The sequence below is a fragment of the Streptomyces sp. NPDC017529 genome (assembly GCF_044329785.1).
Classification (GTDB): Bacteria; Actinomycetota; Actinomycetes; order Streptomycetales; family Streptomycetaceae; genus Streptomyces.
Genome location: NZ_JBIRJY010000004.1, coordinates 574,142 through 594,678, shown reverse-complemented (window position 1 = coordinate 594,678; position 20,537 = coordinate 574,142). Strand labels below are relative to the sequence as shown.

Sequence of the window (20,537 nt, the reverse complement as noted above, 5' to 3'; positions counted from 1 at the left end):
TCCCGGAAGAAAGGTGGTCCCGATGGGGGACACGAAGTACCGCGCCGCTGAGGCGTCACGTACTCACTTGAGGTTAACACTACCGGATCCAACAAACATTCCCCCTCTCGAAGACCGGCAATCGACGATCACCCGGCGAGCGGCAGCACCGAGGTACCCGCCGCGTCGAGGGCCAGCCGGTTGGCCGCCCACCCCTCGCCCGCAAGGCCGGCCACCTTGTCGGCCGCTTCCTCCTGTACCAGCGCGAGCACCGTGGGGCCCGCGCCGGAGACGACCGCGGGGACGCCGTCCGCACGCAGTCGGTTCACCAGGGCCACGCTCTCGGGCATCGCGGGAGCACGGTACTCCTGGTGAAGTCGGTCCTCGGTCGCGGCCAGCAGCAGCTCGGGGCGCCTGGTCAGGGCCTCCACGAGCAGTGCGGCGCGACCGGCGTTGGCCGCGGCGTCCACATGGGGGACGGTACGCGGCAGCAGTCCGCGCGCGGTCTCCGTGAGCACCGGTTTCCCGGGCACGAAGACCACCGGAACGATGGAATCCGCGGGCTCCATCCTGATGGCCCGCGCGGACCCGGTGTCCGTCCAGGCCAGGGTGAAGCCGCCGAGCAGGCAGGCGGCCACGTTGTCGGGGTGGCCCTCGATCTCGGTGGCCAGTTCCAGCAGCGCCGCGTCGTCGAGCCGCTGCTCGCCGCCTATGGTCACGGCGCGGGCAGCCACGATGCCGGCGCAGATCGCGGCGGAGGAGGAGCCCAGGCCCCGGCCGTGCGGGATGCGGTTGGCGCACACGATCTCCAGGCCGCGCGGCTGCCCGCCGAGCAGGTCGAAGGCGGCGCGCAGGGACCGGACGAGCAGGTGGCTCTCGTCGCGCGGCAGGGTTTCGGCGCCCTCGCCCGCGATGTCGACGTGCAGGCCGGAATCGGCCACGCGCACCACGACGTCGTCGTACAGCCCGAGGGACAGCCCGAGGGCGTCGAAGCCGGGACCGAGATTGGCGCTGGTCGCGGGGGTGCGCACCCGGACGGCGGCGGCGCGGAACGCTGGACCGGCCATCGCTCGATGACTCTCCTTGATGTGATGCTGCGGCACTGCCCCTGAGCGCCGCGGCACCAGGGTGCCCGGCCGGCTCGTGGGGACCGTTCTGACCTGCCCTGCACACCACTGCGACATGCCGTGGGGAGGGGAGTTGGCTGCCAGCCTATCGAAGGAAGGTTCTGTGGCGACATAGGGCGCACAGGAGGCGCACGATGCGTGTCGCACGCCGCCGGCCGTCCACGGCCGCCTTTGCAGCCTTTGCAGGGTTTGCTCTATCCGAGGTTACGGGGTTCCCGCCGGTCGCGTAACCCCTTTTCGCGCGCCGTTCGGCGCGGGGACACGCGCCCGGCCGTACGGGTACGGCCGGGCGCGCCGCCGCGCTACGCCAGACCGAGGCGCTCGGCCGCGGCGTCGGCGTCGACCGGGACCGTGACCGGCTGCGGGGCGCCCGCGACGGCCCAGTCCGGGTCCTTCAGGCCGTTGCCGGTGACCGTGCAGACGATCCGCTGCCCGGGGTCGACCTTGCCCTCGTCGGCCGCCTTGAGCAGGCCGGCCACCGAGGCGGCCGAGGCGGGCTCCACGAAGACGCCTTCCCGGGAGGCCAGCAGACGGTAGGCCGCCAGGATTTGACGGTCCGTCACCTCGTCGATGAAGCCGCCGGACTCGTCCCGGGCGCGCTCGGCGAACTGCCAGGAGGCGGGGTTGCCGATACGGATGGCGGTCGCGATCGTGTGCGGATCCTTGACAACCTCGCCACGTACGATCGGCGCGCTGCCGGACGCCTGGAAACCCCACATGCGCGGGGTGCGCGAGGCGATGCCGTCGGCGGCGTACTCCTGGTAGCCCTTCCAGTACGCCGTGATGTTGCCGGCGTTGCCGACGGGCAGCACATGGATGTCCGGCGCGTCGTCCAGCATGTCGACGATCTCGAAGGCGGCGGTCTTCTGGCCCTCGATCCTGACCGGGTTGACGGAGTTCACAAGTGCGACCGGGTACTTCTCGGAGAGGCCGCGGGCCAGCGTCAGGCAGTCGTCGAAATTGCCGTCGACCTGGAGGATCTTCGCGCCGTGCACCAGCGCCTGGCCCATCTTGCCGAGCGCGATCTTGCCCTGCGGGACGAGCACGGCGCAGACCATCCCGGCCCGTACGGCGTACGCGGCGGCCGAGGCGGAGGTGTTGCCGGTGGAGGCGCAGATGACCGCCTTGGCGCCCTCCTCCTTGGCCCGGGTGATGGCCATGGTCATGCCACGGTCCTTGAAGGACCCGGTGGGGTTGGCGCCCTCTACCTTGAGATGCACCTCACAGCCCGTGCGCTCGGAGAGCACCTGGGCGGGCACCAGCGGCGTACCGCCCTCACGCAACGTGACGACCTCGGTCGAAGCGCCGACCGGCAGCCGGTCGCGGTACTCCTCGATGATTCCGCGCCACTGACGGCTCGCGGTGGAAATGGCAGACATGGGTTCCTTTACTCCCCTTCGACCCGCATGATGCTGGCGACGCCCCGGACGGTGTCCAGGTCGCGCAGCGCGCCGACGGTCGACGACAGGGCGGCGTCGGCCGCCCGGTGGGTGACGACGACGAGGGACGCCTCTCCCCCGGTCTCGGCTTCGCCCGAGCGGGAGGTCCCCCCGTCCTTGCTCTGCTGGCGAACCGTGTCGATGGACACGCCGTGCTCGGCGAAGACCATGGCGACCTGGGCGAGGACACCGGGCTTGTCGGCCACGTCCAGGCTGATGTGGTACCGGGTGACGACGTCGCCCATGGGGCCCACGGGCAGCTGCGTGTAAGCGGACTCGCCGGGTCCGGTGGTCTCGGCCAGCTTGTTGCGGCAGACCGCCACCAGGTCGCCGAGGACCGCGGAGGCGGTCGGCGAACCGCCGGCGCCGGGACCGTAGAACATGAGCTGCCCGGCGGCCTCGGACTCGACGAAGACCGCGTTGTACGCCTCGCGCACGGAGGCCAGCGGATGCGTCAGCGGAATCATGGCGGGGTGCACGCGTGCCGTCACGGAGGCACCGTCGGCGGCCCGCTCGCAGATCGCCAGCAGCTTGACCGTGCAGCCCATGCGCTTGGCGGAGGCGATGTCGGACGCGGTGACCTCGGTCAGCCCCTCGCGGTGCACGTCGTCGATGGTCACCCGGGTATGGAAGGCGATACCGGCCAGGATGGCGGCCTTGGCGGCCGCGTCGAAGCCCTCGACATCCGCCGTCGGGTCGGCCTCCGCGTACCCCAGAGCCGTGGCCTCGTCCAGCGCCTCCGAGTAACCCGCCCCCGTGCTGTCCATCTTGTCCAGGATGAAATTGGTCGTCCCGTTGACGATGCCGATCACCCGGTTGACCTTGTCGCCGGCCAGCGACTCGCGCAGCGGCCTGACCAGCGGGATCGCGCCGGCCACGGCGGCCTCGTAGTACAGGTCGGCGCCGTTGGCCTCGGCCGCCGCGTGCAGCGCCGCGCCGTCGGCGGCGACCAGCGCCTTGTTGGCCGACACCACGCTCGCGCCGTGCTCGAAAGCGGTGGTGATCAGCGTACGGGCGGGCTCGATACCGCCGATGACCTCGACGACCACGTCGATGTCGTCACGTTTGACCAGCTCCGTGGCGTCGGTGGTGATCAGCTCGGCGGGCACCCCGGCGCGCACCCGGTCCGGCCGCCGCACCGCGATCCCGGCCAGCTCGACGGGCGCACCGATGCGTGCCGCGAGGTCGTCGGCGTGCGTCGTCATGATGCGCGCCACCTCTGAGCCGACCACTCCACAGCCCAGCAGCGCCACCTTCAGCGGACGCGTACGCATCATTCGACCTCTTTCGCTTTCATCCTCGGTAATGCCCCAGTCTCACCCACCGGACCGGGGATTCGGCCCCCGGTCCGGATGCCGAGACATCTGTTCCACAATTGTCGGTCACCCGGCAGGCTCGGCGACACCCACCGGAAAGACGGGGCCCCGGCGCCCCGCCCCTCACTCGTGCACCCGTGCTATCCGACGTCGAGACGGAGCAGGTCCTCCTCCGTCTCGCGCCGGACGATGACCCGTCCTTCGCCACCGCGCACCGCGACCACCGGCGGCCGCAGCGCGTGGTTGTAGTTGCTCGCCATCGACCGGCAGTACGCACCGGTCGCGGGCACGGCGAGCAGGTCGCCCGGGGCGATATCGGCGGGCAGGAACGCGTCCCGTACGACGATGTCGCCGCTCTCGCAGTGCTTGCCGACCACACGCGAGAGCATCGGCGGGGCCTCGGAGGTGCGGGAGACCAGCGCGACGCTGTACTCCGCGTCGTACAGCGCCGTACGGATGTTGTCCGACATCCCGCCGTCGACGGAGACGTACGTGCGCAGTCCGTCCAGCTCCTTGACCGTGCCGACCTCGTAAAGGGTAAAGGCGGTCGGTCCGACGATGGCGCGCCCCGGCTCCACGGAGAGCCGCGGCACCGCCAGTCCGGCCGCCTCGCACTCGCGCGTCACGATGTCGCCCAGCGCCTTGGCGATCTCGTGCGGTTCGCGCGGGTCGTCGTCCGAGGTGTACGCGATGCCGAGCCCGCCCCCCAGGTCGATCTCCGGGAGCTCGACCCCGTGCTCGTCGCGCACCTCGGTCAGCAGCTGCACCACGCGCCGCGCGGACACCTCGAACCCGGCCATGTCGAAGATCTGCGACCCGATGTGCGAGTGGATGCCGGTCAGCTCCAGCCCGTCCAGCTTCAGGATCCGCCGCACGGCCTCGGCGGCCTGCCCGCCGGCCAGCGCGATCCCGAACTTCTGGTCCTCGTGCGCGGTCGCGATGAACTCGTGGGTGTGCGCCTCGACACCGACCGTCACCCGCACCTGCACCCGCTGCCGCTTCCCCAGCCGGTCCGCGACATGCGCCACCCGCACGATCTCCTGGAACGAGTCCAGCACGATCCGCCCGACCCCGGCCTCCACGGCCCGGGTGATCTCCTCGATGCTCTTGTTGTTCCCGTGCAGCGCGATCCGCTCGGCCGGCATCCCGGCCGCCAGCGCGGTGGCCAGCTCCCCGCCACTGCACACATCGAGGTTCATCCCCTCCTCCGCCAGCCACCTCACCACGGCCCGCGAGAGGAACGCCTTCCCGGCGTAGAAGACGTCCGCCCCCTCCCCGAACGCGTCCTTCCAGGCCCGGCACCGGGCCCGGAAGTCGTCCTCGTCCAGGAAGTAGCCGGGCGTGCCGAATTCCTCGGCGAGCGTGGCGACGTCGATCCCGCCGACGGTGACGACCCCGTCGGCGTTGCGCTCGACCGTACGGGACCACACCCGCGGGTCGATGCCGTTCAGGTCGGCCGGCGGAGCGGCGTAGTGCCCCTCGGGCAGCACGTCACCGTGCCGGGGGCCTGCGGGGTGGGCGGAGCGGCTCATGGCGTGTGTGTTCCCCTCAAGTACGGGTGCGGCGTCGTCCCGCGTACGGCGTTGTCGCGGTCCGGCGCCGTCGGGTGGATCACGTTCGGGTGCTCGCGGACGGTCACGCGGTCACAGACGTTCGGGCGGTCACAGACGTTCGGGCGTGGAGATGCCGAGCAGGTGCAGGCCGTTGGCGAGCACCGTTCCGGCGGCTTCGGCGAGGGCCAGCCGGGCGCGGTGCACGGCCGAGGGTTTCTCCTCCCCGACGGGCAGCGGCGGCCACACGTCATGACATCGCAGCCAGGCGTCGGCGGTCACTTCCAGATGCCGCGCGATCCGGTCGGGCGCCCGGTACCGCGCGGCGGCCTCGACGACCGCGGGGTACTCGGCAAGAGCGGCGTAAAGCGCCCGCAAGGCGGAACGCTCACCTCCCGACTCCCCCACCTCTCCCGGCTCCCCCGGCTCGGCCGTGAACCCCAGCTCCCGGGCATTGCGCGTCATCGCACACGTACGCGCATACGCGTACTGCACCCGAAACCGCCCATTGCTCTCCCGCTGCACCGGCCTCTCGGGAAGCCGCACGGCGTCCGCCTGCGCGGGGTGCAGCAGGGCCCAGCGGACTTCGTCGGGGCCGAGGCGGTCGGCCAGTACGCGCCATTCTTGGCGGACAAGGCTCGCGGGGGACAGCGGGGCCGGCCGGGAGAGAACCTTCACGGGCCGGGGCCGAATCTCCTCCCCGCCATACTCCACAGCCACGCGCTGCGCCTCGTCCGGCGCCACGTCCTTCTGGACGCTCCCCACAACTCCCGCCGCGGGCAGAATCCGCTCCAACGCCTCAACCGTGACAGCGGCCCGCACCCCGGCGGCGGCACGCAACACCACCGGTTCCTGGGCCATGGCACGGTCCCTCTCCTGGCCCTTGGCCCGGCTGTTCTCCCGGCCCTGGGAGCCGGCGGCGTGCCCGTATCCCCGCCCCTCCCTCAGCACACGCCGTACGAGCGCGACCCAGGCCGCCTCCGTCAGCGTGACGTTCAAAAACCCCGCCCCCGCAACCTCCACACCGGCGATCCCGGACACCCCCGCCAACCGCTCACGCAGCACCCCGGCCACCTCACGCGGCGGCCGTCCGGCCTCCTTGGCGACCTGGAGCGCCACATTGCACGCGAAGTCGGCCTCGCCGCCTCCCTGACCACGTACCGGGGGTCGCACCACGACCCGCGCCGGTACGGTCACGGAGAGTTCCCCGTCCTCCACAGCGCCGCGCACGGAACACAACACGGCGCGGGAGAGCTCAGCGGGGGTCACGCCCCAAGCGTATGGGAGAAGCAACCCCTACCCGCCACCCGGTTTCACCCACCGGACACCCCGCGCCCCACCCCCTACCCCCTCACCCCGCAGGCCGAACCGCAGCCTCCGACCCCCCTTCAACATCAGCACTCCCACCCCTACCCCCACCCCCACAACCATCCCCACCAAACAACCCCTCACCCTCCCCCTCGCTCACACCCCTCTCTCCTGCACCTCTCTCCCCTGCGCCCCTCCCCCCAACCCCGACCTCTTCCCCCGCCCCTCCCCCTTCTCTCTCCCTACACCCTTCCCCGCCCCGGCTCATCAGCCGCCGCACGATACGCACCAGATCCATCGGCTCGAACGGCTTCGCCAAAAACGCGTCCACCCCCACCGCCTGCCCGCTCTCCACCTCCGTCTGCGTGCAGGCACTGACGATGGCGAGAGGAATCTCCCGCGTCCGCGGATCGGCCCGCAGCCGGGCCGCCGTCTGCACCCCGTCGAGCCGGGGCATCACCACATCGAGCGTCACCACGTCCGGCGCCACCCGATGGACGATCTCCAGGCACTCGGCACCATCAGCCGCGGTCACGACCTCGAAGCCCTCAAGCTCCAGGTTGACCCTGATCAACTGCCGGATGACCTTGTTGTCGTCGACGACAAGGACCCGGCCGGACACGCCAGGCACACCCTGAGACTAGGCGCGCGCCTCCGACTGCGTCCGGGTTTTGCCCACTTCCGCCCCGTGCGAGGGACCTTTCCCCGACCACCGGAACCCCCACCCCCACATGCGCTACGCCCCCCTCCCCCAACCCGTTCATGAACACCCCGTCAGAGCTGGTAGTGTTCTACCCGTCGCCGCGAGAGCAGCAGACACGCCCCCGTAGCTCAGGGGATAGAGCAACGGCCTCCGGAGCCGTGTGCGCAGGTTCGAATCCTGCCGGGGGCACCGGAAATTAAGGCCCTGACCTGCAGAAATGCCGGTCAGGGCCTTTCTTGTGCATGCCAAAACACACACGGCCTACTCGACCATGTGCATTTGACGTGCATCAGGCCGCTGACCAGGCACTTTGCTACGCCAGCGCGGAAGAGCCACAGGGTTTTCGTCCCGCATGCAAAGCAGCGAGAACATGTGCGGGCTATACGTGGGACGAAAGGCTGCGTCGGCCCAGTCAGAGCCCTTGAACGCCGAGCTCGCGTCCCGCTGACCTGCTACTTCCCTGACAGGCTTGCCGCTTGGTGCAACGGAGCACGGACCGTGTGCCTTTCACGAACGCCGCAGCTGCCAGAGAGCAGCCAACTAGCCAACTCAAGACACTGCGCTGCGCCCGTCCGGGTCCCACGTCGCCAAGAGCACGGAAGCCGGTGCCGCCCAATTCTCCGCACCCTCGATCAGGTCGACGGCCTTCATCGAGCTCTCTGCCGCGAGGAGCTGGTCGCCGATGCCCTGGGGAACCCACAGGGCGGCAGTACCCCGAACCCAGTCCACGGCGACCTGGTACACCGCGACGACCGCCAACTCCCACAGCGTCAGCGGCTCGCACACGGCCCCTCCGTGCGGTGCCCGACCCCGCGCAGGTATCCGCACCGCGATCAGACGCCACGGATGTCCGGCCGACTGCTCGACCGCAGCGAGGCGGGTGCGCTGAGCCCAGTCAGTAGTCAGCTTCGCCAGCGACTCCTCGGCCTCCTCCCGGCCCTTTCTGCGGCGCCCAAGAGCCGCGTGCAGTTCCCCAAGGGCTGCCGACGCGGCATCGACAAGCGGCTTGCCATCCCACCTGGCACGAGCACACCACGCTCGCCATACCTTCCCCAGCACCTCAGGCGCTTCGCTGCCGAAGACTTCGAAGGCGATATCCGGCGTCAACACAGGTGCGGACATGGTGGAGATCGCCGCTCCGTCGGCGAGCGCCCGGGGAGCGCAGATCCCCGCCCACCGATGCCTCTGCTGCTCGGCGCGCTCCGCGAGTTCCGCCAACTTGATCTCAGCCCAGGGACGCAGCCAGGGGCACGCCACCAGCCCCTCACCAGCCGCGATCAGCCGATTCTGCGTGTCCCGCCACAAGGCCAGCAGATCATCCCTGAGCGCCCTGGCCTGCTCATAGCGCCCCCACTCAGCCTCATCATCCTCGTCCTGCGGGTATTCACCCCGCGATAGCAGACACGCCGCCTCAGAGATCTCTGCTTCCCCCGGACGGCCCTCGCCCGTCTCCTCGTCGTCGGGCCTCAGCCGCGCAACCGCGTCGAGCGCGTCGAGAAAAACCGGCCAGCGTCCGTCATCGGGCACCGCCCAGCGGCAGCTCCAGTTCGTGCAGAGCCGCGCCAACGAAGAAGCGTCAAGGGCGAAGTCGACAACCCGCATGCCGGATGCCTTGCGCAGCTGCGGACATTCTTCGACAGCGTGAAGGAGTCCGGTATCGGAAACCGCGGTGTAGCCCGAGAAATACATGCCCTCGAAGGGGCCCAGTGGTGTACCCGCCTCGATACAACGGCCCAGCACGACAGACAGCGTTCCGGTCTCTGGCACAGACATGGCACCGACACTAATCGATGGCACCACACCGGTGAGGATTGCCCGCTATGCGGGAAACCCTCAGTCCGCAACAGCTGCTCGTGCCAAATGCCCGCGCGTCGGGTGCTTGAGCCCGATGACGCGGTGGTGGAGACCTGGCCACATGTGAAGAGGCAGCAGCAAAGCAGCAGGCTCTGACCCCACTCACCTTGCGAGCGATCCGTCGTGCCTAAGGACCGGAAATCGCTCAAGAAAGCCTACAAAAACCGCATGGTCAAGGAGACCGCCCCGAGGCAACTCATCCACGAGGTGATCAGACGCCCTCCAGGTCCGCGCCCTCGGCGCGCAGGAGGCGCTGCAGCTCGCCGTTGAACGCCTTGGTGTTCTCCATCAGAGCGTCCAGATACCCCTCCAGCTCCCGCAGCGTGCTGAAGGCCCGCCAATCGGCCGACGCTGGGTTAGCGAGAGCAAACACAGTTCGTCGAGCCGGCCGACGATCACCTCTCAGTACGGCCGTCTGCAGCGCATCTTTGGAGGCGACAACCTCAAGCGCGTGGCGCACTCCAGCGAGAGCGACCTCGCCTCGGCGGGTCAGCGAATACTGAAGGTCGCGTCGTTTGTACCCCTCGGCTGTGCGGTAGTTCTCCGCGTGGGTGTGCACCACATCCAGGAGCTCCCACTGCACGAGATTCCTGAGCGCCTCATACAGATCCTCATCCTCGATTGCCGCCACCCAGCCGACCCGGCGCAGCCGTTCTCGCATCGAGTCGAGCCCTAGCGTCTTCTCCTGGTGTTCAACGGCCACGCCGAAGGCGTCCAGCACCGCCCCGTACAGACCGGGCCTCTCTATCGTTGTGAACCGAAACATCCCCGGTGGCACCCTGCGCACGCCTATCGCCCCTCCCCGCTGCCTCGGCGGCACCCGGATCCCCCGTAAAGGGAGGCACCGATGTTCAGGAGCGAGGCACAGAACAGCGGATTCAACCGGCGAGAACCGGGGCCCCTGGCAAGGCGCGCTCAGACTCGACGGCGAACATGATTTGCTCCTCGTCTCCGTGCAGGAGCAGGGACCAGTCCATGAGTCGGTCAGTACCGCTGGTGCGGCAGACGCGTCACCCTTAACAAGAACTCTACGGATCTTGTCGCTTTCTGCGGGACGACTGCTTGGCGCCGGAATTCCGTTTCCTCCGTGGCCGCGTGGGAGAGTCGGTCGGAGAGCTCCTCTCTGCGGCGAGTGGCCTTACGGCATGCGGCTCGCGCGCCTCGATTCCCTCAGTCCCGGGGATGAGGTCGGTCTGCAGTGGGGCGGGGGCGGAACGACGGGCGGTGTCCGGGACCGGCAGGACGTTCCGGCGTTGCAACTCAGCGATGCTGACCAGCGGTGCCATGAGAACGCTGTCGAGCAGCTCGTTCTGAACCGACTGCAACTCGACCAGATGCCACAGGACGGCCAGCACGTACTGGAGTTCTTTGCTCCAGGCGGGGTGCCACCGGTCGGGCCGGATGTGGTCCAGCTGACTGACGGCTCTGCGGGACGGCGGTCCCGTCCTGCGTTTCAACCAGCCGTCGAGAACGTTCTGTCCGCTGACCTGGTAATCCCGCATTTGTTGAGTCACGGACCCGAAAACGCCCTGGCCGAAGTGGAGTTCCAGACGGTCGGGATCGTAGGCGAAACTCTCGGGTAGTTCGTCTCTGCCGACCTGTCTCTGGTATGTGATCGCCGGCTCTGCGGTCGTCCAGACTTCCTGGGGCCCGCCGGGCCTCCCCATCACCGGGTCCACGAGCCTCTCTCCGAAGGTGGAGGCCCAGATCACCTTCCGCCCGATGTGCAGCGCCTCCGACCACAGCGTGGCGTCGCCGGTGAGGGGTACGCGGACACCGATGGTGGTGAGTTCGTCATCGAAGCGGGACCGGAAGCCGGGGTGAGCCGTGATCGCGGCGATGTACGCGAGCAAGTCCTCGCCGGAGACAGCCAGACCGCCGAAGGAGTTTTGAAGGTGCTGGAGAAGGCCGGGGGCCACATTGGGAGTGCCGTCCTTCTGCAGGAAGGGGAGCACCCTGCCACCACCCCAGCCGGCGAAGTGATGCATGTCCGGCATCAGCGCGGTGAACAGCGTGGCGGGGCCGTCACCGAACCGTTCGGAGTGGAGCTCCACGATGTGTATCTGGCCCTTGGCCCGGTTCTCCCACAGCTCCGGCGAGCATCTGTCGAGGACCCTGTTGTCCGGGATGATCCACTGTCGATCGAAAGGACGAAAGGCCACAGGCACCGGTTCCGGACACTCGGGGCCTGCCTCCAGCATCGACCGCCTTCGCTGTGCCGAGCCCGGGAGCGGCTTGACCGGCCGGTCGATGGTGCGGCCGCCTTTGGTCTCCCTGAACAAGGCACGCTTCTCGGCCAGGTCCGTCTCGGCAGTCAACCTCCGCCACCGGGAGCGCAGCGTATCGGGATCCGAAGAGTAGACCCACGTCCGCTTGGGTAAAATGCCGGGCACTGTCCACGGCAGCAGATCATCCAATGCGGGATATGTATCCCATGCTCCGAGGGCCGCAGGTGTGAACGGAGCATGGGCGTCCTGACGCACCGGGCGCCACTGGTCACTGTCCGGCCCGAGAGCCTCGAGCTGCGCGTACTTCTCCTCACGAGTGCTGCCGTCCAGGGCGACGTATCTGATGTGGGCAGGTTCGGTGTCGTCCCTGCTGCGGACAAACACGGCGATGGTCAGTTGCTGCTGAACACCTTCGAAGAGGCGTGTCCGCAGAGGTGGCTGGATACCCTCCGGGCTGAGATCGATGATCCAGCCCTCGGAACAAGTCTCACGCAGGTACTTCCTCATCCCTCGGAAACCGGGCCCGCTGAGAAAGCCCGCGGTACTGATGAAGGCGACGATTCCGCGGTCCGACTCGGAACGGTGCTGCTCGAAGACCTTGAAGGTAGCCCAGCGCCAGAAGTAGACGTACAGGTTCTTGAGCTTGTTCTCGTGCACTCCGTTTCTGCCACCGAGGCGAAAGGCATCAAGTAGAGGTGTTTTGCCGTCTCCCTGGCGGCCTTTCTCCACCCAGCCGCCCTCCCCCTCAGCTCTCTCCCGGTCCGGCGGGTTGCTAATCATGACGGTGACCTTCTGCTCGCGCTTGATCCAGTCCGCCTTGCGGGTGTTCTCGACCAGAGGATCACCATCAGGCAGGAACGTGAAGAGCGTGGCCCTCTCGTAGGGGTCTGCGAGGGTGTCGGCGAGATGGAGCCGTAGATCACCGAGTTGAGTGTCGGTGACCTGCTTGCGGAGGGTCTGGACGATCCTCATCTGGGCAACCGCATAGGCGGCCATCTGACGCTCGAAGCCGATCAGCCGGCCCGCCAGCTGTTCCACCGCTTCGCCGCGGAAACCCTCCCCTCGGCGGGAGCGTTCTTCGGCGACCCTGTCGATGATCTCACTGAGAAATGTGCCGGTGCCCATGGCGGGGTCGACGATCGTCACCTGCTCGTCCGCGAAACCCTCCGCACAGCCCAGGCGAGTGCGCAGGACGGCGTGGGTGAAGCGAACCATCTCCTTCACCAGACGGGGCGGGGTGTAGTACGTGCCGGAGCGTTTACGGAGCTCGCGGTCGTATTCCTGGAGAAAGTCCTCGTAGAGATGAACGTGGGCGTCGGGCGTCCGGGCTCGGATCGCCTCCCAGTCGACAGCGTCAATGACCTGCACGAGCGTATCGATTCGGCGGGAGAACTCGGCGTCCACCGTCTCCGTCAGCAACTGCAGGGCGCGACCCATCACCATGTTCTCGACCTTCAACTCACGTGCAACGTCAACGAAGCTGCGGTCGGCGAGCGGTACGTTCTCGATACGGGCCAGCAGTAGGGCGAAGGCGATCGTCTGGGTGTAACGGTCGGCGAAGAGATGGTCGGGGTCTTGCCCATCGGTTGACGGGAAGAGCACCTTGCTCCAGTGGTGCGCCAAGGCGGTGAAAGGCTTAGGCGCCCGCCGCCGGCTGCGAAGACCGTCTGGCGTTCTGCGTTCGAGGACGAGCTGCTCCAGCACCTCCTCTCGCAGGTACTGGCACAGCGGAGCGATAGACGACACCAACTGGCCAACCGTGGTGATGCGATGAGGCTGCCACCCGAGAAAATCCCGCAGCAGATCCTGGAACGTCGCTCCGTCGGCTCCACTGGTACGCAACCGGTTGCCGGACCGGTACAGATCACCTACGAGTCGAACCGTGCGGAGAGGCCGCGAACCGCTTCGGTACAGGCACCAGGTGTGACCATTGCTGTACAGCACGTTGGGCAGCCGACGCATCAGCTCCCACTGCTCCCGGTCCCTCTTCGTGAAGCCCTCGGGCGTGACGTCGTGGCCAGGGGCCTTCAGCTCGAGGAATCCGGTAATGCGCCCCGATGTCTCCACCGCGTAATCCGGACGCACCCGGGCCTCGGGCAAGGGATACTCAGGATGAAGGCGAGGACTCAGCTTCCAGCGCGACCCGAATGCCTCCACCAGCTTCGCCACCGGCAGGCTGATGGACGCCTCCGTGTCACTGATCCGCAGACGCTCCCTGCACTCGGATCCGAAGTCCGCTACGAGAGCCCGTATCCACTCCTCCGGCACCTCGGCCCCCTCCAAACTGTGGACGCGGGCGGTGAATCACCGCAGACACAGCTTGTTGGAGGCTAAAGGGCCGGCTAAGCGCGCACAAGGGGCGCGCTAGGAGCTCAGACGGCGCGTTCCGTGACCGCTGGGGAAACAGGGGCGGGTGTTAGTCAGGAAGAGACCGCCGTAGCCGATGTGGACCTTCCCCGCCACCTCAGACGGGAAGGCGCTCTCGGGCAACCTTTCCGCGCCGAGCGGACCCGCTGTCCCGCCTCACGAACATCCCTACAGGCGTTTGCCACCATACGAATCAACCACTGAACGGACGGGTCCCACAAGAACGGGATCAGTACGCTCGGCAGACTGCTAGTAGTCAGCACTGATTACGGAGCCGTTCCGTCCCGGATCTTACGGCGTCGAACGTCAGGAAACGGGGGGCCAGGCCGACAGCCGCTTGGCGATGACCGATACATCGATGCTGTCCTGCGCGACTTCCTCGTCGAACGGACCGGCGATGGATACGGGCGGCGGGACGGTACCGTCGCTGACGCTGTTGAGCCGCTGGAAGTCCGTGTGTTGAGAAATCCGATTCGAGCGTCATCCGAGCGTCAGAATCCCGCATTCCGCATCACCACGTCGCCCGCAAGACCCCCGCCAGCTGTTAAAGCTGCAGCTCAGGCCTTTCTATGCAAACGAACTTCAGTCGACGCATTCCGCGAGCGAAAAAAGTCAAATCGAGCACCTGGAATGCAAAGCAGTAAGTCAGATACCCTTAGCGGCAGGCACAATAATAGCCACACGCTCCACGTGCGACGCCATCGGGAACAATTCGGACATCGCCCCATCACCTAACCTCTCAGCACTCCGGCGCAAGAGCACCCATGGATTTCCGACCACACGACCCGTACAGCACATGTCGCCGTGGTCCCCGCCTACCGCCTCTTTCGAAAGGAAGATACCTTCGAGCACTACTCGTATTCGTGCAGGAGTCTGTCGATGCGCTGGTTGGCGATGGCCTGCCGTCCGTACAGGCATTTCGCGTAGCGAGACATGAGGACCTCAACACTGTTGCCGGCACGCTCGGCGACCTCGGTTGGGTCCACGTCGGCGTTGAGCCATGTGGACAGAGTAGAGTGGCGTAGGTCGTAGGGGCGAGCCACGAGAGGTGAGCGCGCCAAATCGGGAGGCAGGGCGAGTTCACGGGCCTCATGCCAGACGCGGTCGTAGGTGCTGGAGCCAACAATGCCGCCGCGTTCATTGAAGAACAGACGCCCGTCGTTCGCAGTGCCGAAGGTGTCGATGCTCTCCCGCCACGCTGTCACCAACTCGGGCGGAAGCGGAACGGGCCGAGTATCGTCGGCCGGACGGCACTTCAGGCCGCGCTCGTCGTGGAGAGTGCCGGTGTCAGTCCACCGCGAGCCCGCCTGAGGCAAGGTGCGGTGAAGGGTTACCAAGCCCCAGCCCTCGTGGGGCAGGAAACAATCCAGCAATGCCACCGCGACAGCTTCAGCGGGACGCAACCCGGCGTAGTACATGCCGGCGAACAAGCCCACCAACCGCCGCCCACGCGCCCGGCGATAACCGCCGACGTAGGACACCGCACACAGCAGGGAACGAGCCTGGGCCGGGTTGGCCACCACCCGCGGGTCGACTTGACCGACAGTTTCGGCCACCTGCCAGTTGATCGAGGCAAGAGGGTCGACAGGCAGAGCGCGCTGCTCGATGGCGTAGCGCACCGCGTTGACCAGGACCTTGTGCTTGTGCCGCTGCGTCTCAGCGGCTGCTGTCAGTCCGTTCCGCTTGAGCCGCAGGGCGTGCAATACAGCTCGCATCAAGGCCGGGTCCAATAGATCGGTCAGCGGGCGCGAGGCTCCCGCCGCCCAGCGCAGGGCGAGTCGGACATCGGCTGGCGTCTGGTACGGCTCAGGACGCGGGACGACGAACGCCCAGCCCCGCAGCGCACGCCGCAGCAGTTCGTCGCTCGGGCGCCCCCGTACATCGCGAAACATCGCCTGGGTGATCGCGCACAACGCGTCATTGGTTTCGTCCCGGGTCTTCGCCGCGATCAGCGGCCACTGCATTTCCAGATACTCCAGCGCGAAGGCATACCAGCTGATTCCAGCCGCGGCCCTCCGAGTCGCGCTGTCGCCCCGATCCGAGCCTTGATGCACGCGGACCAGCGCGTCAGCGAGTTCATCAGCCAGTTCCCTGATTACCCCCGTTCCCGCTGCACGACGGTCCACGTTCTGCGGCCGTATATTTCCATTCCGCGCGGAGTGCCGCCTTTGCGGGATGCGGGACGCTGCGGGTCCTGGTCTCTTCCTCATGGCGTCCACCACCTTCCTGATCAGGTGAACGCACAAGGCCACTGAGCTGATGGCGCACCGCGGGTGCTATTCACCCGGCTCCACAGACGCCAGCTACTGCCCCAAGGGGGATCATTGGTAGGATTAGGAGCATGAGCGACCCTACCGGGAAGTACTCAATCACCATGCCGCGCGACCTTGCGGAAGCCGCTCGGTCCCGTAGCGGCCCGTCCGGCCTGTCCGCGTACGTGGCTGCCGCCGTCGCCCGCCAGATCGAACGCGACAACCTGAACGAGCTCATCCAGGTCGCTGAGGCTGAGCACGGCCGCATCACCGACGGCGAGATCCAGGCGCTGCGCGACCAGCTCCACCAGGCCCGACAGGAACAGACACACAGCGGGGCGGATGCCGCGTGACCCGCCCTCCTGCCACTCCGGGCGGTAGTCTCGTCCTCGACAGTGAGGGGCTGGCCAAGTCCGTCCTTCGGGACCGCACGACCACCGGTTGGCTCGCCCTCGCCCGCGCTGACGATCTCCGCGTCATCACCTCCGCCGCTACCCTCGTGGAAGTGGTCCACCCCCGCATCAACCGGCCGGCTTTGGAGTGGACGTTGTCCCGCCTCGTTATCGAGCCGGTGACCGAAGCGATCGCCCGACACGCTGCCGAGCTCCTGGCCGACGCCGGGCTGCACGGGCACAAGTACGCCATCGACGCCATGCTCAGCGCCACTGCCCTCGCTGCTCCTGGCCCTGTCACGGTCCTTACTTCTGACCCCGAGGACCTCACCGCCCTGTGCGGCACGCGCGTCACCGTCATCAAGGTCTGAGCACCAGTTCCCTGTCCGCGGCGCCGATCCCGTTCGAGCCCCCAGCGCAGAGGCGTCAAGCGCGAAGAGTCTCTCCGATCTGAACCATGACCACAGTCACCGGGATAGGGTCCCCAGGGTGGCCTTCATAGTGACTCTGAGTTCGAACGAACTCGCTGGCAATCAGAGCAAGTTCAGGATTGAACAGCGCCTGACCAAGTCCCGCCCCAAGAGCCTGAACATCGATGCAGCGCTCGACGGACCGCCTATCACCCTCTTAGTCGGTGAGGACCCCGCCCGGCCAGGCCGCGACCGGTCACGGTGGCTCACATGGATTGGAATCGTGGCCCGCCATGGCACCGTGGGGGCCGTCGAAAAGAGCATCACCGTCGATCCGCTTCGAGAGTGTACGGAGTCCGTTCCACTCGACGGCCCTGACGGTGTGCTCAACGACGTACCAGCGCCTTTGCGGCAAGAGTTCGACCGAGCTTCGCTGCTGGGCACGGTCGGCGCATGTAGCAACGCCGCATGGCAGTCGTTGGAAAGCGTGCTGCGCGCGAGGTGGCCCGGACTCAGCCCTCTTCTCGACTGGCTGATCGCCCAAGCCGACCCTCCTGCCTTCGGAAACAGCCCTGCCGACCAGTCTTGGCAGGAGCAGCGCGACGCGACAGGGAGCCTGCTCCGCATCGCCGACTTCCCGCTCTCTGCACTTGCTGCATGGCAACGTCCGCCATCAGAAGATGCCCCGTACACCGCCGGGCTGATTCCGCAGCCCGTGGAGCACAGCCTCATAGACTATGACGTCCGTGTTGCCGGCGAGGCATTCGAGATGTTCAGTGAATGGAGGCAAGGCAACACGGCTCGCTGCGACATTCACGTACTTCACGACGCATCAGGAAGGCGACTAGAGGTCGTCAACGTTAATGCCACGCCGGTGGAATCGCGCCTCGGAACTGACATGCTCTACTACCACGAGCCGACCAAAAGCTTCGTTTTCGTTCAGTACAAGCGTCTCGATCCGGACACTCACTCGATCTATGTGGACAAGCGCTTAAGGAGTCAACTTGACCGTCTCGAAGAAACAGCCAAGCTGAGCAGCCCTCCAATGCAGCCAAGCGAATGGCGTCTCGGCAGTGACCCCTGCTTCGTAAAACTCGCCTACTGGCCACGGAACACCGAAAGGCGTCCGATTCAAGGGCTCGCCCCGGGCATGTATTTGCCTGTCTCGTACATCCGGCTTCTACTTGAAGACGACTGCACGCGCGGCAAACGAACGGATAGCAGCGCCCGGATCCTCGGATACGACCAAGTTGAACGTTATCTCACTGGAACGCAGTTCATCGACCTGGTCAAGCATGGGCTCGCCGGAACCGTAGGCACCACCAGGGAACAGCTATACACTTTGGTCAAGCAGCGCGTCGACACCGGCCACAGCGTCGTCGCGGCTATGGAATTCAGCGAAGAATCGGTGCGCGCCCGCCAGCAACGTATACGCGATCGCGGTGCCAAACGCCGAACCTACCTTCACCGCGCCTACGAGCATGGCTCGCCCACCAGCTGACAGCCCGCTGCACCATCCCGGCACCGGACCTCTAGGGCATCAACCGAGAAAAAGAAGCTATGCGGTAAGCCTCACGCATCATCCCTACAGTAAATTAAGGATGATGCGGCGCATGTCGCCCTCGCGGGACATGCGCGGGACCGCGCGGCTGACGACGCGTTAGGGAACGCTCTGACCTGCGCTATCGGCTGGGAACTGTCCGGCCTCCGGAGCCGTGTGCGCAGGTTCGAATCCTGCCGGGGGCACTCGCCAAGGAACAGCAGAGATCAAGCGCTGAACTGGGCGGATGCCGACAGAAGAGGGCGGGAGTCAGTCTCACTGACTCCCGCCCTCTCTCGTTGTCGCCCACTGATCGCGCCTCCCCTCGGCTTCGCCTCCCTGAGCGCGAGTGGCGACCTCTGCCTCGGAAATTTCGGGGATTGCGGGGGTGTCGGTGGTGGGCACGGGCACGGTTCTCCTCAGTTGCGTGGCGGCTCCTCGACCCTACGGCTGGCTGGGTGCGAAGGGCCCGGGTGTTGCTGTCGTGATGCGGCGGAGCACCGCGAACCTCGCGGTCTCGGTATGCCGCTTAATTCCGTGCGAGAAATGAATGATGTCGACGCTCACTCCTCATCCTCCGAAGACGCGTACTGGCTGCTGCAGTATTTCATGAATTCCTTGATGGTCAGCGGCTGGGGATCATCGTCGTTGTGCGGATTGCACAACTGAATCAGGCCCTTTTCGTCGACCGAGACGATCTCGTAAGCATGGGAACTCAGGAGATTCTTCTCCATTCTGCCCTCTACCCTTTACCCCGGGGCGGGAGCCGATAACGACCGACTTGCCGCTTTCCGTGAGCTCACACAGGTGGGCCAGGAGTTGCTTTTCCGGACTGCGGCCGCGCATATCGTACTGCGTCGGGAATTCGCGGTTATCCGACGTACGTCCCGTCAGCTGGGCGGGCATCGGCGGAGCTGCCGGGCCCACTGGCTCAATGGGAGGGTATGTGGGATAGACGAGGTAACCTATGTCGAATTCGTGAACGCGCATCGGCGCAGGAGAGCCGTCCGCCAAGTGGGGGGGGCAAAATGGCCGAGGACAGCTACGATGGCTTCCTTGGGGGTGGTGGGCGGTTCGGGGACGCGCTGTTCCATGCGGGTTTCTCTCCTGTTTAGCGCGGTTGCCGTACGGGGGCTTTGACGGGCGTGGAAACTACTCGTCTTCCGTGAGGTTGCCGTCCTTGCCCCTGGCCGTTCGGGGGCCATTTGCGCCAGTCCCCCACGGCCAGGCCCCACCGCGTCTGGCCCTCCTTCTTCTTCGTTCCGTCCGGATACCACCGGGTGTGCGGGCCGGACGGAACGCCACCGACGTAGGAGATGACGGCGACGATTCGGCCTTCGCCGTCCCGGGAGACGACTTCGCCCGTGACGAGTTCGTCTCCGCAGTGCAGGCGTGCGTCCTCGTCCCGGTGAGTGTCTTGAGATTCAATGCGCATGTTTATTCCATTACGGGAGGGATGTAATTGGCTTTGCCTCTACGCCGGTAGCCGTCTCCCGTTGCATGGCTCGTTTTAGCTGCCGATCAACCTAAGGGATCGGAGGGGAGCCCTCCGGTCATCCGCCCCCCGCTGCTCCCCGGTCGGACGTCGGCCACACGTACGGCAGATTTGCCGGCACTTCGGGGAAGTACTGGCCGTAGTGCTCCGGGGCCTTGGTGACCAGGGAGGACTGGTGGCTGCGGTGGAAGGCCGGGTCGCCCAGCCAGTTGGGGAGTTCGCCGGCTTCGGCCAGTTCGGCGTACGTCCGTACCGGCGCCTCTGGGCGGTAGGACGTGAAGTCGGTGGTCAGGGTCGCGGCGCAGGTGTCCTGGCGGCCGGTGGTGGTCCATGCGCGGCACATTTCCAGGCCGTACCGGACCAGTGCCTCTTCGTAGCCCTGCCACATGCGGACGGCCGGGTGGTGGCGCCAGCCGTAGCCGGGGACGGTGAGGCCCCGCAGGACCTGCAGGGTCTCCACCCGCTGCTTGCCGAGGCGGCGCGCGTCGAGGACGGCGGCGGACGCCGCGAAGTCGGGGTAGGGGAGGAAGGTCTGCATGGGGTCAGGTGTAGCCCCTGCACGGTGGTGGTGCAGGGG

General features: G+C 66.9%; 15 protein-coding genes and 1 tRNA gene. 4 read left to right on the top strand and 12 right to left on the bottom strand.

The genetic code is table 11. The features are described 5' to 3' along the window. Positions 1–128: 128 nt before the first annotated feature. The 6 genes from thrB to ACH4K4_RS13300 form a co-directional block, all read right to left on the bottom strand. Entirely contained in the window at positions 129–1,046 is a 918-nt protein-coding gene (gene thrB, locus ACH4K4_RS13325; RefSeq protein WP_398167038.1) for a homoserine kinase, read from the bottom strand. Positions 1,047–1,408: 362 nt separating this feature from the next. Then, the gene (gene thrC / locus ACH4K4_RS13320; protein WP_398167037.1) at positions 1,409–2,485 is read right to left on the bottom strand and encodes a threonine synthase; all 1,077 of its coding nucleotides are present in this window, start codon (positions 2,483–2,485) and stop codon (positions 1,409–1,411) included. 8 nt (positions 2,486–2,493) lie between these two features. Next, a complete protein-coding gene (locus ACH4K4_RS13315; RefSeq protein WP_398167035.1) occupies positions 2,494–3,822 on the bottom strand; it encodes a homoserine dehydrogenase in 1,329 nt (442 codons plus the stop codon). A gap of 179 nt (positions 3,823–4,001) precedes the next feature. Then, positions 4,002–5,393 (bottom strand): diaminopimelate decarboxylase, encoded by a 1,392-nt coding sequence (lysA, locus tag ACH4K4_RS13310; protein WP_398167034.1) that lies wholly within the window; start codon positions 5,391–5,393, stop codon positions 4,002–4,004. Positions 5,394–5,522: 129 nt separating this feature from the next. Continuing rightward, complete coding sequence (nrtL, locus tag ACH4K4_RS13305; protein ID WP_398167032.1) at positions 5,523–6,680, bottom strand: ArgS-related anticodon-binding protein NrtL; 1,158 nt, start codon at positions 6,678–6,680, stop codon at positions 5,523–5,525. Positions 6,681–6,762: 82 nt separating this feature from the next. Next, on the bottom strand, positions 6,763–7,341 hold the full coding sequence (locus tag ACH4K4_RS13300; protein WP_398167031.1) for a response regulator: 579 nt from the start codon (positions 7,339–7,341) through the stop codon (positions 6,763–6,765). Between the two features lie 198 nt (positions 7,342–7,539). Between ACH4K4_RS13300 and ACH4K4_RS13295 the strand changes: the two genes are divergently transcribed. Then, a tRNA-Arg gene (locus tag ACH4K4_RS13295) sits at positions 7,540–7,611 on the top strand. Positions 7,612–7,971: 360 nt separating this feature from the next. On the opposite strand, the gene ACH4K4_RS13290 is transcribed toward ACH4K4_RS13295, so the two are convergent. The 4 genes from ACH4K4_RS13290 to ACH4K4_RS13275 form a co-directional block, all read right to left on the bottom strand. Further along, a complete protein-coding gene (locus ACH4K4_RS13290; protein WP_398167030.1) occupies positions 7,972–9,195 on the bottom strand; it encodes a hypothetical protein in 1,224 nt (407 codons plus the stop codon). 292 nt (positions 9,196–9,487) lie between these two features. Then, positions 9,488–9,997 carry a DUF2397 family protein gene (locus tag ACH4K4_RS13285; protein ID WP_398167029.1) on the bottom strand — a complete coding sequence of 170 codons (510 nt, stop codon included), beginning with the start codon at positions 9,995–9,997 and terminating at the stop codon, positions 9,488–9,490. 307 nt (positions 9,998–10,304) lie between these two features. Beyond that, entirely contained in the window at positions 10,305–13,673 is a 3,369-nt protein-coding gene (locus ACH4K4_RS13280; RefSeq protein WP_398167028.1) for a type ISP restriction/modification enzyme, read from the bottom strand. A 1,049-nt stretch (positions 13,674–14,722) separates the two neighbouring features. Beyond that, positions 14,723–15,997, bottom strand: a complete 1,275-nt coding sequence (locus tag ACH4K4_RS13275) for a tyrosine-type recombinase/integrase (RefSeq protein ID WP_398167027.1) — start codon at positions 15,995–15,997, stop codon at positions 14,723–14,725. Between the two features lie 215 nt (positions 15,998–16,212). Between ACH4K4_RS13275 and ACH4K4_RS13270 the strand changes: the two genes are divergently transcribed. From ACH4K4_RS13270 to ACH4K4_RS13260, 3 genes are all read left to right on the top strand, one after another. Beyond that, positions 16,213–16,476 carry a CopG family transcriptional regulator gene (locus ACH4K4_RS13270; protein WP_398167026.1) on the top strand — a complete coding sequence of 88 codons (264 nt, stop codon included), beginning with the start codon at positions 16,213–16,215 and terminating at the stop codon, positions 16,474–16,476. Next, positions 16,473–16,886 (top strand): type II toxin-antitoxin system VapC family toxin, encoded by a 414-nt coding sequence (locus ACH4K4_RS13265; protein ID WP_398167024.1) that lies wholly within the window; start codon positions 16,473–16,475, stop codon positions 16,884–16,886. The genes ACH4K4_RS13270 and ACH4K4_RS13265 overlap by 4 nt, the downstream gene beginning before the upstream one ends. Before the next feature lie 118 nt (positions 16,887–17,004). Then, positions 17,005–18,426 carry a hypothetical protein gene (locus ACH4K4_RS13260; RefSeq protein WP_398167023.1) on the top strand — a complete coding sequence of 474 codons (1,422 nt, stop codon included), beginning with the start codon at positions 17,005–17,007 and terminating at the stop codon, positions 18,424–18,426. A gap of 602 nt (positions 18,427–19,028) precedes the next feature. On the opposite strand, the gene ACH4K4_RS13255 is transcribed toward ACH4K4_RS13260, so the two are convergent. Together ACH4K4_RS13255 and ACH4K4_RS13250 are read right to left on the bottom strand one after the other, a co-directional pair. Next, positions 19,029–19,199: a hypothetical protein gene (locus tag ACH4K4_RS13255; protein WP_398167022.1), complete on the bottom strand. Its 171-nt coding sequence runs from the start codon at positions 19,197–19,199 to the stop codon at positions 19,029–19,031. Between the two features lie 819 nt (positions 19,200–20,018). Beyond that, a complete protein-coding gene (locus ACH4K4_RS13250; protein WP_398167020.1) occupies positions 20,019–20,498 on the bottom strand; it encodes an MSMEG_6728 family protein in 480 nt (159 codons plus the stop codon). Between the last annotated feature and the right edge of the window lie 39 nt (positions 20,499–20,537).

Coding starts and splice junctions, on each gene's coding strand:
- thrB (WP_398167038.1), bottom strand. CDS start 1,046: ATGGCCGGTCCAGCGTTCCGCGCCGCCGCCGTCCGGGTGCGCACCCCC.
- thrC (WP_398167037.1), bottom strand. CDS start 2,485: ATGTCTGCCATTTCCACCGCGAGCCGTCAGTGGCGCGGAATCATCGAG.
- ACH4K4_RS13315 (WP_398167035.1), bottom strand. CDS start 3,822: ATGATGCGTACGCGTCCGCTGAAGGTGGCGCTGCTGGGCTGTGGAGTG.
- lysA (WP_398167034.1), bottom strand. CDS start 5,393: ATGAGCCGCTCCGCCCACCCCGCAGGCCCCCGGCACGGTGACGTGCTG.
- ACH4K4_RS13290 (WP_398167030.1), bottom strand. CDS start 9,195: ATGTCTGTGCCAGAGACCGGAACGCTGTCTGTCGTGCTGGGCCGTTGT.
- ACH4K4_RS13270 (WP_398167026.1), top strand. CDS start 16,213: ATGAGCGACCCTACCGGGAAGTACTCAATCACCATGCCGCGCGACCTT.
- ACH4K4_RS13255 (WP_398167022.1), bottom strand. CDS start 19,199: ATGGAGAAGAATCTCCTGAGTTCCCATGCTTACGAGATCGTCTCGGTC.
- ACH4K4_RS13250 (WP_398167020.1), bottom strand. CDS start 20,498: ATGCAGACCTTCCTCCCCTACCCCGACTTCGCGGCGTCCGCCGCCGTC.